The sequence below is a fragment of the Lysobacter antibioticus genome (assembly GCF_000731095.1).
Lineage (GTDB): Bacteria > Pseudomonadota > Gammaproteobacteria > Xanthomonadales > Xanthomonadaceae > Lysobacter > Lysobacter antibioticus_B.
The window spans coordinates 93,572-108,488 of sequence record NZ_JMTZ01000022.1; the positions used below are offsets into that span (position 1 = coordinate 93,572).

Sequence of the window (14,917 nt, forward strand, 5' to 3'; positions counted from 1 at the left end):
GGCCATCCGAGGCCGGGCGTTCGCAGCCGCGGCCGATGCCGATGCGGCATCGGCCAAGCGCGGCGGCTTACCCGTGCCGTTGCTGGAAGTCCTGCATGAAGGCCGCGAGCGCTTGCACGCCCTGCTCAGGCATCGCGTTGTAGATCGAGGCGCGCATGCCGCCCAGGGCGCGATGGCCCTTGAGCGAGATCAGGCCCGCGTCCTGCGCTTGCTTGAGGAAGGGCTTGTCGAGCGCTTCGTCCTTGAGGAAGAACGGCACGTTCATGCGCGAGCGCGCGGCGGGGGCGACTTCGTTGCGGTAGAAACCGCCGGAGTTATCGATCACGCCGTACAGCAGCTTGGACTTGCGGTCGTTGCGCTTGGCGAACTCTTCCACGCCGCCTTCGGCCAGCATCCACTTGAACACCAGGCCGGCCAGATACCAGTTCCAGGTCGGCGGCGTGTTGAGCATGGACTCGCCCTTGACGTGGGCGCGGTAGTCGAAGATCTCGGCGCGCGGCTGGCCGGCGCGTTCGAGCAGTTCGCGCTTGACGATGACCACGCTGACGCCGACCGGGCCGAGGTTCTTCTGCGCGCCGGCGTAGATCACCCCGAACTTCGACACGTCGAGCGGTTCGGAGACGATGCTGGAGCTGAAGTCGCCGATCAACGGAACGTCGCCGGTGTCCGGAATGTCGCGGAACTCGACGCCGTGGATGGTCTCGTTGGCGGTGTAGTGGACGTAGGCCGCGTCCTTGGACAGGGCCCAGGTGTCGCGCGCCGGGATGGTGCGGAAGCCGTCGGCCTCGCCGTTGGCGGCGATGTTGGCATTGACGTAGGGCTTGACCTGCTTGAGCGCGGTCTTGCCCCAGTGGCCGGTGACGACGTAGTCGACGGTCTGGCCCGGGTTGGCGAAGTTCAGCGCGATCAGCGCCTGCTGCGCGGTCGCACCGCCCTGCAGGAACAACACGGCGTAATCTTCGGGGATCGACATCAGCGCGCGCAGGTCGCGCTCGGCCTCGGCGGCGACCTGGATGAACTCCGGGCCGCGGTGGCTGAGTTCTACGATCGAGGCCCCGGCGTTGTTCCACTCCAGCAGTTCCGACTGCGCCTGCAGCAGGACCGGTTCGGGCAGGGTCGCGGGACCGGCACTAAAGTTGAAAGCGCGGGACATCGGAAACTCCGTAGTGGGGGTTGGCCCCTCAGTATGCCGCAGTGCAACACCGTGTGCGCCTCCGTTTCGCGCGCAACTTTTGCCCCGTTGGCTGCCTCTATCCTCATATCGGGTCCCGTATGTCTGGAGGACTCGGAACCCGCCCCGCCGGAGCCGTCTCATGTCGTTGCGCGATGCCCTCGCTATCCCCTCCTCTCAGATCACCGACGAGGCCGTCTACCGCGAACGCCGGCGCCTGCTGGCCGCCTTCGCCCTGACCCCGGCGCTGGGCCTGTCCGGCTGCGCCGAGGCCGAACCGCCGGCGCCGAGGTCGCTGCCGGCGGCGAGCCCGGAGCAGATGAAGGCCGGCTTCCGGACCGACGAGGTCCTGACCCGCTACGAGGACATCACCACCTACAACAACTTCTATGAGTTCGGCACCGGCAAGTCCGACCCGTCCCGGGCTCGCCGCAGTCTGCGCACCAGCCCTTGGACGGTCGCGGTCGGCGGCGCCTGCGCCAAGCCGGGCAAGCTGTCGCTGGAAGATCTGATCAAGGGCCTGACCCCGCAGGAACGGATCTACCGGCTGCGTTGCGTCGAGGGCTGGTCGATGGTGATCCCCTGGCTGGGGGTGCCGCTGGCCGACGTGCTCAAGCGCTTCGAGCCGACCTCGAAGGCCAAGTACGTCGCCTTCACTACCCTGGCCGACGAGAAACAGATGCCGGGCATCGCCTACCCCTGGATCAACTGGCCGTATCGCGAAGGCCTGCGCATCGACGAGGCGATGCACCCGCTGACCCTGCTCGCCACCGGTCTGTACGGCAAATCCCTGCCGCAACAGAACGGCGCGCCGTTGCGCCTGGTGGTGCCGTGGAAGTACGGCTTCAAGAGCATCAAGTCGATCATCGCCATCACCTTCGTCGAGCGCCGGCCACTGACGAGTTGGAACGACCTGCAGCCCAGCGAATATGGGTTCTTCTCCAATGTGAACCCGAGCGTCGACCACCCGCGCTGGAGCCAGAAGACCGAGCGCCGCATCGCCGGCACCGGCAGCAAGTTGTTCGTCGACCGCATCCCGACCCGCTTGTTCAACGGCTACGGCGATCAGGTCGCCAGCCTGTATGCCGGCATGAGCCTGCGGCTCTGGTTCTGAGATGGCGAAGGAATCCGCGTCGGTGGCGCGTTCGTCCGCCTCGTCTTCCGCTTCCGGGCGCCCGCCCGGGGTGGCATTGAAACGCCGGACTCCGGCTGGCGTGATCTGGGCCAAGGTCGCCGTGCACGCCTTGGCCTTGACCCCGGCGGCGATCCTGGCCTGGCAGATCCGCTCCGAAGTGCTGACCGGCAGCGGCGGGCTCGGCGCCGACCCGATCGCCGAGATCGAACATCGGTTGGGCCTGTGGGCGCTGCGTTTGCTGATGATCGCCTTGGCGGTCACGCCGCTGCGCCAGCTCAGCGGCCAGGCGGTGTTGCTGCGCTTCCGACGCCTGCTCGGCCTGTACGCCTTCTTCTACGCCAGCCTGCACCTGACCGCCTACCTGGTGCTCGACCTCAAGGGTTACTGGACGCAGATCTTCGAGGAAATCGCCAAACGGCCCTACATCACCGTCGGCTTTCTGGCGTGGCTGCTGCTGATCCCGCTCGCCGTCACCTCGACCCAGGGCATGATGCGGCGCCTCGGCCGGCGCTGGGGGCTGTTGCACCAACTCGTCTATGCGATCGCCGTATTGGCCGTCCTGCATTTCTGGTGGCTGGTGAAGTCGGACATCCGCGAGCCTTTGCTGTACGCCACGATCCTGAGCGTCCTGCTGGGCTGGCGGGTGTGGCGCAAGTTCGCCGAGGCGCGGCTGCGGCGCAAGGCCGCGGCGCAATAGGCGCGGCTGACACCGCTCTTACACGAAGCCGCGGCTCTTAGGGGTAGGAGCGGCGCAAGCCGCGACCGCGTGAAACAAACGGCGGCGCAGGCTACGGCAAAATCCACGCAATCGGACGCGGCCCCGGTCGCGGCTTATGACCGAAGGAAATCCCTATGGGACGCCGCTGCTACAGAAAGCCGTAATCCCCGTGGGACGCGGCGCCTATTCCGAGTGTCGCGGGGCTCAGCGCGTGCCGTACAGCAACAGCAGGCTCAGCAGGCCGGCCATGACCACGGCGGCGAGCAACAGCCAGGGCATGCGTCGCACCGAGGCCGGCAGGGCCGACGGCGGCTGCATGCGCTCTTCGTTCGAGGCCGCTTCCTGGGCCAACTGGGCCTGCAGGGCTTCGGCGGCGCTGAACTGGCGGGTCGGGGCTTCGATGACGAAACGGTGTTGGCCGTCGAGCAGCAACTGATCGCCGGGTTTGAGCAAGGCGTGCCGCACCGGCTGGCCGTTGACCACGCTGCCGTCGACCGAACCGACATCGCGCAGCACCACGCCATCGGCATGGGCTTCCAGGCGCGCATGGCGATCGGCGAAGGCCGGTTCGTTGATGCGGATGTCGCAATCGCCGGCGCGGCCGATCAGGCGCGGCTGCTCCAGGGTGTAGCAACGCCCGTGATGAATGCCGCCGACGCCGCGCACGACCATGCGCGAATCTGCCGGGATGTCGACCCCGAACGGCGGCGCGGGCTCGGGCTTGTCGTCGATCAGCAGCAGTTCGACGCCGTCGAGAAAGATCGCGTCGCCGGCGCGCAGCATCGCCACGCGTTTCACCGGGCGGCCATTGACGTGCAGGCCGCGCAGACCTTCGCGCACCTGCAGCCAGACGCCGCGACGGTCGACGCTGAGTTGCGCGATCGCCGCACCGGCGTCTTCGACCAGCACGGTGCGTCCGGCCGAATCGCGGCCGATCGCATGCACCCCGGGCTTGAGGGCCAGGTCGGCATGTTCGCGATTCGGGTATCGAAGTTTGAGGGCGCTCACTCCGCCGCAATCTAGCAGGTTGTCGAATCGCGTACATCCCGTCGTCGCGGACCGAGCCCAACGCTGCGGCGCGTTCGAACCGATACCCGGCGGCCGCGTCGCTTCGCCCGCTCGCAACACCGCGCTGCGGCGCAGTGCGCCCCAGGCTTGGATGCGCCGGTCCCTGCCCCCACAATACCGGCCTCCAGGGAGAACCCAGACCATGTCCAGCATCGATATCCGCCATCCGCATTCGCTCGCACCGGCCAAAGCCCGCAAAGCCGTCGAGGAAGTCGCGAAGAAGCTCGCCGAACGTTTCGATGTCGAATACGACTGGGTCGGCGATACCCTCAACTTCGTCCGCAGCGGCGTCGACGGCAAGATCTCGCTGCAGCCGAATCAGTTGCACGTGACCGCGCAACTCGGTTTCCTGCTCGGCGCCCTCAAGGGCCCGATCGAGTCGGAAATTCGCCGGGTGCTGGAAGAACGCTTCAAGTAAGCGGCGTCGCCCGCGGCGCAGCGGAACCGCTGCGCTTCAACGCCACGAACGGCTCGGTTCGCTCCAGCCTTGGCCGAGCTCGGGGATCGGCCCTACCCGTACCGATCCAGACACCAGGCCGCCCGCACTCGATCCGGCACCGGCTCAATCCAGTTCCGGCTCAATCCAATGCCGGATCACTCCAGGCGTGGAAAGGGATCGGCCTCGCCGGCGAACAGCCGCTCGGCGATGTCGCGCTCGTCCTGCTCGATCTCGGCGATGAACTCGCGCACGTCGCCGAGCCGGCCGAACGCTGCGAAACCGCGTTCGAGAAAGCCCTGCAGCTCCGACAAGCCCGCCGCCTTGGCCGGGCCGCGCGAGAGTTTGAGCAAAGTCAGGATGCCCGGCATCCGCACCGCCTGCCCCAGGCCCAGGCCGACCGCGGCGATCAGGTCGATCTGATGGCCGCGCAGCCGCGGCAAACCGCAGGCACGGTAGATCTGCGCGTACAGCGGGCCGTCGAGACGGCGCCGGCGCGGCGCCAGCGCTTGCAGGCGCTCGGCCATGCGCAGGTCGAAGGCGTGCGTCAGCAGGCCCAGCTCGATCGCATCGGCGACCGTGCTCAGCAACGAGCCCGGCAATAGCCGCTGCATCATCGGCAAGACCTTGGCGATGTCGGCGTCGCGACGGCTGAAGTCGCGGTCGTTGTAGACGTCGCTGAGGAAGAACTGCGCCGCCGGGCGCCGGCGCGGGTCGCGCAGGAAGCGGTCGAAGCTGGCTTCCAAGCGCCGTGCCTGCCACAACCGCAGTTCGGGCAGCCAGCGCAGCCGGTTGCGCGGTTCGCGCCCGGGGTCGTGCAGGGCCTGGTGGCGGGCCAGCAGACACCCCAGACGCTGGCTATGTTCGGTCGTCCTGGCCATCGCGACGATGATCGCGGCGCCGGCCGGCCTCCGCAAGCCGACCGGGGAGCCGGCACAGACCGGCTCATCAACCCGGTTCATCGACCCGACTCAGACTTTGGTCCCGGCCCCTGGTGCCCCGCCCGTCCTGGGCTACACTCGACCGAATTCCGTCCGGGCCGTGCTGCCTATCACATGCTGTCACTCCATTCCGCCCAGAACCGGGCGAGCCGCAAACGTTCGGCCCACGGCACCAATGCTTCCGCACCGAAGATCGGCTTAGCCATCGCCGGCGGCGGTCCGATCGGCGGCATGTACGAGCTCGGCGCCCTGCGCGCGCTCGACGAAGCGATCGAAGGCCTCGACCTCACCCGCCTGGACTGTTACGTCGGCGTCAGCAGCGGCGCTTTCCTCGCCGCCGGCCTGGCCAACCGCATGGACACCGCCGAGATGTGCCGGATCTTCGTCACCGGCGACAGCGCCGATGTCGAGTTCCGCCCGGAAACCTTCATGCGCCCGGCCTTCCTCGAGTACGTCAAGCGCGCGGCGAGCTTTCCGCGCCTGGCGACCGAGTGGTGGCGCGAGCTGCTGTTCTCGCCGCTGGAAGCGCGCTGGTCGGACCTGATCACCCGCTTCGGCGGCCTGATCCCGAACGGCCTGTTCGACAACACTCAGGTCGAGCTGTTCCTGCGCGAGGTCTTCACCCGCCGCGGCCGCAGCAACGACTTTCGCGAACTCGACGCCGAGCTGTACGTGGTCGCGGTCGACATCGACAGCGGCGACGCGGTCCGCTTCGGCGGCGACAACTGGAGCGATGTGCCGATCTCGCAGGCGGTCCAGGCCAGCGCCGCGCTGCCCGGGCTGTACCCGCCGGTGCAGATCCGTGGCCGCCATTTCGTCGACGGTGCGCTGCGCCGGACCATGCATGCCTCGGTGGTGCTCGACCGCGGCATCGACCTGCTGATCGGCATCAACCCGCTGGTGCCGTTCAACCACAACCAGGGCGTGCCGGTCGCCGAGGACAACAGCCTCGCCGCAGGCGGCCTGCCGGCGGTGCTGTCACAGACCTTCCGCACCCTGCTGCAGTCGCGCATGCAGGTCGGCCTGGCACGCTACGCCCAGCAATACCCGGACATCGACCAACTGGTGTTCGAGCCCAACGCCGAAGACCGCGAGTTGTTCTTCACCAACGCCTTCAGCTTCTCGGCGCGCCAGCGCATCTGCGAGATCGCCTACCGCAACACCCTGGCCGACCTACACCTGCGCGCCGACGTGCTTGCGCCGGTGCTGGCCGCGCACGGCCTGCGCCTGCGCCGCGACGTGATCGCCGACGCCCAGCGCTCGATCCTCGACGGCATCACACCGCCCAAGCGCGATACCGAGACCACCGCACGCTTGCGGCGTGCGCTCGACGACGTCGACCGGCTGGTGGCGCAACCGCGGCCACGGCGCCGCAGGACGGCGTCTGCAGCCAGAAGCGGGAAGTGAGCGAAGAGGAGTGAGAAACGAGTAAGAGCGAGCCTGCTTTCACTCGTTTCTCACTCCTCGTTCTCATTACTGGCCGCTCACTGTGGGTTGGTGTGATTACTCTAGACAGGGGGGCCATCTTGGGTGCACAGCGATAGCACTCATTACAGGACGTCCATGGCCGCCAAGTTCAAGAAGACCGCTAAGAAGACCCCCGGCAAGAGCAGCAGCGCCGGCAAGGGCAGCGCGCAGGAACAGGCCGAGCGCCTGTCCAAGACGCTCAGCGAATCCGCGCAGCAGATCTGGCTGGCCGGCGTCGGCGCGTTCGGTCGCGCCCAGGCCGAAGGCACCAAGCTGTTCGAAGGCCTGGTCAAGGAAGGCCTGAACCTCGAGCAGACCGCGCGCAAGTTCACCGGCGGCCAAGCCGGCGTGCTGCGCGACGCGGTCGAGTCCAAGGTCGGCCAGGCGCGCGAACGCGCGTCCGACACCTGGGACCGCCTCGAGAAGGTGTTCGAAGAGCGCGTCCAGCGTGCCCTGGTCAAGCTCGGCGTGCCGGGCCGCGACGACCTGACCGACCTCAGCGAGCGCGTCGAGTCCCTGACCCGCGAACTGCGTCGCCAGGGCGGCAGCGTCCCTAGCGCGCGCAAGAGCGCAGCCAAGGCACCGGCCAAGCCCGCCGCGAAGAAGGCCGCAGCCGCCAAGCCGAAGGCGCAGAAGTCGCCGGCGGCGAAGAAGGCCACGCGCAAGTCGATCGCGCGCCCGAAGCCGCCGGTCACACCGTAACCCAGCTTCAACTCCGGCTTCACCGCGCTGCGGGTCGTCCGCAGCGCGACGTTTAAGCCCGCCAGTCCGCGCTTCCGTATGCTCCCCTCCCCTTACGGTTTCGGACTGGCGGGCTTTCTTAATGCCTGCGACCGCCGCCGCCGGGTCGCGACGATGCCCTGCATCGAACGCCGCGCATCCGCCATGCCGTAGCGGATGGACTTCACGCTGACATCGAATCGTCGTTCTTGATGGAACGGCCGATAACGAACACGTCAATTTCGCGAACTACGTCTCAGTTCGTATAAGTGCTAGATGTCGCAGGCCGTATATCCTCAGCGTCTTTTATGGGCCTAGCGCTTCATGTCGAGTTTTTCCCTGTGGGCTGCTGCCGCCGTCGCACTGACGATCGGATTGGTGTCCACCGCCTATCTGTGGTCGTACCGCCGTCATCGCACTGAGGTAGCCACCGGTATCGCCGGCCTGGCCAAGATGCGCTGGCGCGAGTTCGCCCGCCTGATCGTCGAATCCCTGCGCGAACGCGGCTTCGAAGCCGAGTCGGTCGAGGAGTCCCTCGCCCGCGGCACCCAGGCCGAGCTGCGCTTGCTGCGCGCCGGCAAGCCATGGCTGCTGTCGTGCAAGCTCGGCGACGCCGACTATCGCGTGTCGGCGGCGACCGTGGCCGAACTGGCCGATGCGGTGCGCTTCAACGGCGCCGCGGGCGGGATGATGGTCACCACGGGGCGCTTCGACAGCAATTCCGAGCGCGTCGCCAACGGCCTGGACCTGTACAGCGGCGAGACGCTGTGGGAGCTGGTCGAACCGCAATTGCCGGCTTCGACCCGGCACGAGGTCATCGCCGCCGCGCAGAAGCGCAGCATCGGCACCATCGTCGGGGCCTGGGCCGCAGCGATCGTGCTGGGCCTGATCGCCGGCTTCGTCGTACCGCAGTTCGTTTCCAGCGAGCCCGACGCTGCGGCGCCCGCGCAGGCCACGCCGGTCGACCCGGCGGCTTCGCAAGAAGCGCCGTCCGACACCGCAGCGCCCGCCGCCGCATCTGCGCCGCCCGCAACGCCGCCTGCGGCCACGCCTGCACCGACGCCGGCCGCAACCGCACCGAACCCGGCGCCGGCCGCGCAGGCGCCGCCTGCGACCGCTCCGGCGGCTACCGCCGGCACGCGAGCGGCGAATCCGCCCACGGCCGTCCACCACACCGGCAACCCTCCGGCCGAACGCGCCCAGGTCATCCGCAGCATCTCCACCCTGGACGGCGTCGAACGCGCCCTGTGGTCGACGCCGTCGAACCTGCTGATCTACCGCCTGACCGACGCGCAGCAACAGGACATCGACCGGATCTGTTCGATCCTCGACGCCTATCCCGACCTGCGCTCCTCGCGCGTGCAGTTGCAACCGCCGCCGGGCAGCAAGGCACGCGTGCGCTTCTTCCAGTGCCGGGCCTATTGATCCGGGCTCGCCGAAGCGAACCGAGCGAACCCGAGCACAGCGCGCCGCGACGAACGGCGCGCTGTTTTCGTTTCACGCCTTGGTCGACCCCTCCCCTCTTGTAGGAGCGGCGTGAGCCGCGACCCGCAACCAGGCCCACGACGCGATCCCGAGGCCGCACCGGACCTCTGTCGCGGTTTACGCCGCTCCTACAGGAGGCCGCGGCCCGAGGCGCGCAAACGCATCGGGGCGGCCTGAGCCGCCCCGAATTCGCTGCTCGATGCGCGCCACCGACCGGCGCGCAACTCTTACCAGTGCACGCCGCGCATCAGCGCCGCGAACGCGATCTGTTCGCTGCTGGCGTGTTCGTCCTTGAGCCCCTTGCGGTCGCCCTTGGCTGCGGCCGAGTCGGGGAACAACTCGAACGCCGTGCTCATCACCACCTCGTAGGCCTTCGGCGCCAGTGCGTTGACCACCGAGGCGAAGATGCCCAGGCGGGTGGCGATGCGGGTCGGCCTCTCGATGATGCCCTTGACCACCAGGTCGGCGGCTTCGTCCGGGGTCAGGGTCGGCACGCTGTCGTACATCTTGGTCGGCGCGATCATCGGCGTCTTCACCAAGGGCATGTTGATGGTGGTGAAGCTGATGCCCTTGCCCGACAACTCGCCCTGGGCGCAGCGGCTGAACGCGTCCAGCGCCGCCTTCGAGGCGACATAGGCCGAGAACCGCGGCGAGCTGGCGAGCACGCCGATCGAACTGATGTTGATGATGTGGCCCTTGCGGCGCTCGGTCATCTTCGGCATGAAGCCCATGATCAGGCGCAGGCTGCCGAAGTAGTTGAGCTGCATGGTGCGTTCGAAGTCGTGGAAACGATCGTAGCTGAGCTCGATCGAACGCCGGATCGAACGGCCGGCGTTGTTGACCAGGATGTCGACGTGGCCATGCTCGTCCAGGATCTGCTTGACCAGGCGGTCGCAGTCGGCCATGTCGGCGAGGTCCGCGGTGTAGGCGAAGACCTTGCCGCCGGCGGCCTTCATCGCGTCGCGGGCCTTGAACAGCTCGTCTTCGCCGCGGGCGATGATCACCGTCACCGCGCCAGCCGCGGCCACCTTCTCCGCCGTCGCCAGGCCGATGCCCGAGGAACCGCCGGTGATCACCACGACCTTGTTGCGGACCTTGCCCTTGAGGGTGCGGTCGATGAACAGGTCCGGGTCGAGATGGCGCTCCCAGTAGTCCCACAAACGCCAGGCATAGGTGTCCAGGTTCGGCACCTTGATGCCGCTGCCGCGCAGCGCGCGCTCGGTCTCGCGGTTGTCGAAGCGGGTCGGATAGGTGATGAACTTCAGGGTTTCCTTGGGAATCTTGAAGTCGCGCAGCAACATGCCGATGAAACGCCGCACCGGCGGCAGGTTGCCGACCGCGCCGCGCACGCTGCTGGGCACGAAGGCGAACATGCGCGCGTCGATGCGCATGGTCATCTCCGGGGTGTGGCCGGCGCGGGCGAAGGTGTTGAGCACCTCGCCGACGCGCTGCGGCTCCGGATCGGTCAGGTGGAAGCAATGCCCGTCGAGCTTGGGCTTGTGCGCGATGTGGTCCATCGCATCGACCACGTAGTCGACCGGGATGATGTTGATCCGCCCGCCTTCGACGCCGAGCATCGGCATCCACGGCGGCAGCATCTCGCGCAGCTTCTTGAGGAAGGTGAAGAAGTAGTACGGCCCGTCGATCTTGTCCATTTCGCCGGTCTGGGAATGGCCGACGACCATGCCCGGGCGGTAGATGCGCCACTTGATGCGCTTCTCGGCCCGCACCAGGCCTTCGGAATCGTGCTTGGTGCGCAGGTAGGGATCGTCCAGGCCCTCGGCCTCGTCGAACATGTCTTCGCGGAACACGCCCGGGTACATGCCGGCGGCGGCGATCGAGCTGGTGTGGTGGAAGCAGCCGACGTTGAGCGCCGTGCCCAGGTCCAGCGCGTGCTGGGTGCCATCGATGTTGGCGGCGCGCTGCGCGGCCGGGCTGGCGGTCAGGTCGTAGATCGCGGCCAGGTGGAAGAAGTGCTTGATCTTGCCGTTGAGCGCGCGGATCTGCGCGGCGCTCAGGCCGCACTTGGCCTGGGTCATGTCGCCGGCGACCGGGATCACCCGCTTGAGGTCCCAGCCCATTTTTTTTGCGGTGGCGTCGAACTTTTTCTGCGAGTCCTTGCGCACCAGCACGTGGATCGTGCCCTTGCGTTTCAGCAGATTGCTGACGAGGAAGCGACCGATGAAACCCGTCGCGCCGGTGACGAAATAGCTCATACCCCTCTCCTGGATGGCCGATCGACCGCCAATGCGGCGGCATGACGCTACGGTGCCAGAGCCCGTGCCGCGGAACAATTCCTTTCCGTATTGACCGTCCCGGGCGTGCATGCTGTTATGCCGCTTCACCCTGGCGCCAGGAGAGGCTCGCCGTGTCCGATATCCAGTCCGCGTTCGAACAAGCCGCCAAAGACGTCCAATCGCTGACCGACCGCCCCGACAACGACACCCTGCTGCGCCTGTACGCGCTGTACAAGCAGGGCGCCGACGGCGACGTCAGCGGTCCCAAGCCCGGCTTCTTCGACTTCGTAGGCACCGCCAAGTACGAAGCCTGGGAAAAGCTCAAGGGCACCGCACAGGCCGACGCGCAGAAGAAGTACGTCGACCTGGTCAAGAAACTGCGCGGCTGACGCCGCGCCCGCCCGCCCCTGCACGGCACGCCCGATGGCGAAACAGACCCGTCAGCGCATCCTCGACACCGCGTTGACCATGTTCAACGCGCAGGGCGAGCCGAACGTCACCACCAACCACATCGCCGACGAGCTGGAGATCAGCCCGGGCAATCTGTACTACCACTTCCGCAACAAAGACGACATCATCGAGCAGCTGTTCGCGCGCTTCGAGGAGCGCATGGACGCCGCGTTGGCCGCGCCGCAAGGCCGCCTGCCCGGGCTCGAGGACATCTGGCTGCAACTGCACCTGGTGTTCGAGTGCATCTGGGACTACCGCTTCCTCTACCGCGACCTGGTCGAGATCCTCAGCCGCAACCGCCGCTTGCGCATGCGCTTCGCCCGCATCCTCAAGCGCGCCGATGAACAGGCCCACATGGTGATGCGCGGGCTGTCGCAGGCCGGGATCATGCGCGCGTCCGGCGACGAGCTCGCGGCTACGGCCACGAACGTGCTGGTCATCGCCACCTTCTGGCTCAACTACGCCGCCGCTCGCGGCGACAAGGACGAGCACGCGGCGATCCGCGACGGCATCGTCCAGGTGATGATGCTGTTGGCGCCGTTCCTGCGCGACGCCGAGCGCATGCATCTGAACACGCTGATCCGGGCCTATCTGGACTGAACCGGCGGGCCCTCGCCGGCGGCGCCAAACCCGAGTCCGAACCCCAACGCAGAAAGGGCGCCGTTAGGCGCCCTTTCCTGGTTCGTTCGAACCGACCCGCCGCCGTGGACGCGGCGAGCGGACCGATCAGGCCTTGCGGGCGCGACGCGCCGCCGGCTTGCGCGCCGCCACCCGGCGCGACTGCGGCTTCTTCGCCGCGGTTTTGCGGGCCTTGCGCTGGCCGCGCTTGGGCTTCTTCAGGCCCAGCTTGTCCAGCACCGGCGCCAGGCGCGCCTCGACCTCGGCGCTGAATTTGACGACCTTGGGCTCGACCTGATCGCGCACGTTCTCGATGCCGCCGCGCACGTTGCTGCGCGCGTCGTCGGCGAAATCGCGTACGCGCTGCTGCAGCGCATCGACACGGCCGATGCTGCGGCCCGCCGCGGCGATCGCTTCGCGACGCGCCAACACCACCAGGCCCAGGCCGGCCAGCCAGACATGGCGCAGCGTGGTTTCGCTCGCCGCCGGTTTCTTGCGTTTCACTGCTGCCATCGTTAGCTCCGCTGACCGCTCCGGATGAGCGGTTTCACCAGGCCACTGTGGCGGCGGAGCATCGAGCAATCACACTAGCCGCTTCAGCTTTCTGACGACGAAGCGCCGATACCTCGTCCCCTCTTGCCACAGCACGGCGACGGCGGGATGCTGCCTTCCCGACCTGTCGACAAGGACTGCAGATGGCTGCCAAATCCGCTTGGGCCAACTTTCCCCATGATGCCAAGGGCTACGCCTACGCCGGCGACGCCCTCAAGAAAGCCTGGCCCAAGCTGCACGCCGGCGATACCGAGCCCTTCCCCGACGCCAAGCGCGCCAGCGCGCTGATCGGCGCGGCCGGCAAGGCGGCCCCGAAGGGCCTCGACGCCGACGCACTCGCCGCCGCTCTGCAGGACGCCTGGCGCGCGTTCCATCGCGGCGACTTCAAGGCCGCCTTCGATGCCGGCCAGGCGCTCGGCCCGGTCGGCGCCAGCGTCGCGGTCAAGGCCATGGGCATCCACGCCACCTATCTGGTCGACGACGACACCGAAAAGCTGCAGCGCTTCGAGCAGGCCGCCAAGCTCGCCGAGACCGCGATCAAGGCCCTGCCCGAGGACGCCAACAGCCACTATCGCCACGCCTTCGCCCTGGGCCGCTACAGCCAGGGCCTGAGCATCGCCAAGGCGCTCAAGGCCGGCATCGCCGGCAAGGTCCGCAGCTCGCTGGAAACCGCGCTGGAGCTGTCGCCGAAACATGCCGAAGCGCATACCGCGATGGCCCTGTACCACGCCGAGATCATCAACAAGATCGGCGGCATGATCGGCGGCCTGACCTACGGCGCCAAGGCGGCCGAAGCCGAGAAGCACATCAAGGCCGCGGTCAAGCTGACCCCGGACTCGCCGATCGCCCACATCGAGTACGGCAATGTGCTGATGCTCCTGCACGGCGACAAGCAGGAAAACGCCGCTGCCGCGGCCTACGAGAAAGCCGCCAAGCTCAAGCCGCTGGACGCGATGGAAGCGCTGGATGCCGGCTATGCCAAGGAACAACTGGAGTAAGCGCGGGCCTGGGTTCGCAGGGCGCTCGCTCGCTCCCGTGGGCCTGGCGGAACGCCCGAGAGCCCGCCCCTGCGGCCGATTCATCGAGAGGCTTGCCTGTTCCGCGAGTCCCCCTGTAAACTTTGCGGCCCGATTCAACTCGGGCGGTTAGCTCAGCGGTAGAGCATCGCCTTCACACGGCGAGGGTCGCAGGTTCGAACCCTGCACCGCCCACCAGTTCCACGAAAAGGCCGGCGCAAGCCGGCTTTTTTCGTTTCCGGGCCGCCACCGCGGCACGACCAGGGCGCAGCCCCGGCCGCGCACCAGCGCGAGCGGCCTCGCGCGGCCCGCCCTGCCGATGCGCCGCACCGAAGCCTCCCGCGCCCGCGCGACCACCGAACCGTGAGGACCCGCCATGACCGACACCCACGCCGCCCCGACCCGCCTCTACCACAACCCGCGCTGCTCCAAATCGCGCGGCGCCCTGGAACTGCTGCAGGCTCGCGGCATCGAACCGACCCTCGTCGCCTACCTCGACACCCCGCCGAGCGTCGACGAACTGCGCGGCCTGCTGGCCCTGCTCGGCCTGCCGGCCCGCGACCTGCTGCGCAGCGGCGAAGACGAGTACCGCCAACTGGGCCTGGCCGACCCCGCGCTCGACGACGACCGCCTGCTCGCCGCCATGGCCGCCCACCCGCGCCTGATCGAACGCCCCATCTTCGTCCACGCCGCTCGCGCCGTGATCGGCCGCCCGCCGGAGCGTGTGCTGGAATTGCTGTGAGCGAAGACGCGGCGACAAGCCGTTGCCGTTGCCGTTGCCGTTGCCGTTGCAGTTGCAGTTGCAGTTGCAGTTGCCGCAAAGATTTTGCTGTTGCTGTGCGCCGACTCGCACTAGCGAAGGCAATCGAAGACCCGGAGGGCGGCGCGCAGGGATGCGCGCCG

At 67.9% G+C, this 14,917-nt stretch carries 15 protein-coding genes and 1 tRNA gene; 11 read left to right on the plus strand and 5 right to left on the minus strand.

Translation table 11 applies throughout. The features are described from left to right. Nucleotides 1-67 precede the first annotated feature (67 nt). Nucleotides 68-1,153, minus strand: a complete 1,086-nt coding sequence (serC, locus tag EX88_RS0109265) for a 3-phosphoserine/phosphohydroxythreonine transaminase (protein ID WP_031371720.1) — start codon at nucleotides 1,151-1,153, stop codon at nucleotides 68-70. A 160-nt stretch (nucleotides 1,154-1,313) separates the two neighbouring features. On the opposite strand from serC, the gene msrP reads away from it, so the two are divergent. Together msrP and msrQ are read left to right on the plus strand one after the other, a co-directional pair. Continuing rightward, nucleotides 1,314-2,285 (plus strand): protein-methionine-sulfoxide reductase catalytic subunit MsrP, encoded by a 972-nt coding sequence (msrP, locus tag EX88_RS0109270; protein ID WP_031371721.1) that lies wholly within the window; start codon nucleotides 1,314-1,316, stop codon nucleotides 2,283-2,285. Nucleotides 2,286-2,385: 100 nt separating this feature from the next. Then, nucleotides 2,386-3,003 carry a protein-methionine-sulfoxide reductase heme-binding subunit MsrQ gene (gene msrQ, locus EX88_RS0109275; protein WP_031371722.1) on the plus strand — a complete coding sequence of 206 codons (618 nt, stop codon included), beginning with the start codon at nucleotides 2,386-2,388 and terminating at the stop codon, nucleotides 3,001-3,003. Between the two features lie 225 nt (nucleotides 3,004-3,228). On the opposite strand, the gene EX88_RS0109280 is transcribed toward msrQ, so the two are convergent. After that, on the minus strand, nucleotides 3,229-4,032 hold the full coding sequence (locus EX88_RS0109280; protein WP_031371723.1) for an FHA domain-containing protein: 804 nt from the start codon (nucleotides 4,030-4,032) through the stop codon (nucleotides 3,229-3,231). Nucleotides 4,033-4,234: 202 nt separating this feature from the next. Here EX88_RS0109280 and EX88_RS0109285 point away from each other — a divergent pair, with 202 nt between their 5' ends. Continuing rightward, entirely contained in the window at nucleotides 4,235-4,510 is a 276-nt protein-coding gene (locus tag EX88_RS0109285) for a polyhydroxyalkanoic acid system family protein (protein ID WP_031371724.1), read from the plus strand. 176 nt (nucleotides 4,511-4,686) lie between these two features. Here the strand turns inward: EX88_RS0109285 and EX88_RS0109290 are convergent, their stop codons facing one another. Then, nucleotides 4,687-5,490, minus strand: coding sequence for an FFLEELY motif protein (locus EX88_RS0109290; RefSeq protein WP_223619514.1), 804 nt, complete (start codon nucleotides 5,488-5,490; stop codon nucleotides 4,687-4,689). 93 nt (nucleotides 5,491-5,583) lie between these two features. On the opposite strand from EX88_RS0109290, the gene EX88_RS0109295 reads away from it, so the two are divergent. From EX88_RS0109295 to EX88_RS0109305, 3 genes are all read left to right on the plus strand, one after another. Next, nucleotides 5,584-6,876: a patatin-like phospholipase family protein gene (locus EX88_RS0109295; protein ID WP_031371726.1), complete on the plus strand. Its 1,293-nt coding sequence runs from the start codon at nucleotides 5,584-5,586 to the stop codon at nucleotides 6,874-6,876. Between the two features lie 156 nt (nucleotides 6,877-7,032). Next, nucleotides 7,033-7,638: a phasin family protein gene (locus EX88_RS0109300; protein ID WP_051884815.1), complete on the plus strand. Its 606-nt coding sequence runs from the start codon at nucleotides 7,033-7,035 to the stop codon at nucleotides 7,636-7,638. 342 nt (nucleotides 7,639-7,980) lie between these two features. Then, a complete protein-coding gene (locus EX88_RS0109305) occupies nucleotides 7,981-9,081 on the plus strand; it encodes a restriction endonuclease (RefSeq protein ID WP_031371728.1) in 1,101 nt (366 codons plus the stop codon). A 287-nt stretch (nucleotides 9,082-9,368) separates the two neighbouring features. Here EX88_RS0109305 and EX88_RS0109310 read toward each other — a convergent pair whose 3' ends face one another. Then, on the minus strand, nucleotides 9,369-11,357 hold the full coding sequence (locus EX88_RS0109310; RefSeq protein WP_031371729.1) for an SDR family oxidoreductase: 1,989 nt from the start codon (nucleotides 11,355-11,357) through the stop codon (nucleotides 9,369-9,371). A gap of 152 nt (nucleotides 11,358-11,509) precedes the next feature. Here EX88_RS0109310 and EX88_RS0109315 point away from each other — a divergent pair, with 152 nt between their 5' ends. Both EX88_RS0109315 and EX88_RS0109320 read left to right on the plus strand, forming a co-directional pair. After that, nucleotides 11,510-11,767, plus strand: coding sequence for an acyl-CoA-binding protein (locus tag EX88_RS0109315; protein ID WP_031371730.1), 258 nt, complete (start codon nucleotides 11,510-11,512; stop codon nucleotides 11,765-11,767). A gap of 34 nt (nucleotides 11,768-11,801) precedes the next feature. Continuing rightward, complete coding sequence (locus EX88_RS0109320) at nucleotides 11,802-12,428, plus strand: TetR/AcrR family transcriptional regulator (RefSeq protein WP_031371731.1); 627 nt, start codon at nucleotides 11,802-11,804, stop codon at nucleotides 12,426-12,428. A 126-nt stretch (nucleotides 12,429-12,554) separates the two neighbouring features. On the opposite strand, the gene EX88_RS0109325 is transcribed toward EX88_RS0109320, so the two are convergent. Next, nucleotides 12,555-12,959, minus strand: a complete 405-nt coding sequence (locus EX88_RS0109325; protein WP_036148427.1) for a hypothetical protein — start codon at nucleotides 12,957-12,959, stop codon at nucleotides 12,555-12,557. A gap of 182 nt (nucleotides 12,960-13,141) precedes the next feature. Here EX88_RS0109325 and EX88_RS0109330 point away from each other — a divergent pair, with 182 nt between their 5' ends. From EX88_RS0109330 to arsC, 3 genes are all read left to right on the plus strand, one after another. Continuing rightward, complete coding sequence (locus EX88_RS0109330) at nucleotides 13,142-13,996, plus strand: hypothetical protein (protein ID WP_031371733.1); 855 nt, start codon at nucleotides 13,142-13,144, stop codon at nucleotides 13,994-13,996. A 141-nt stretch (nucleotides 13,997-14,137) separates the two neighbouring features. Further along, a tRNA-Val gene (locus EX88_RS0109335) sits at nucleotides 14,138-14,212 on the plus strand. 178 nt (nucleotides 14,213-14,390) lie between these two features. Then, on the plus strand, nucleotides 14,391-14,756 hold the full coding sequence (gene arsC / locus EX88_RS0109345) for an arsenate reductase (glutaredoxin) (RefSeq protein ID WP_031371734.1): 366 nt from the start codon (nucleotides 14,391-14,393) through the stop codon (nucleotides 14,754-14,756). Nucleotides 14,757-14,917: the final 161 nt, after the last annotated feature.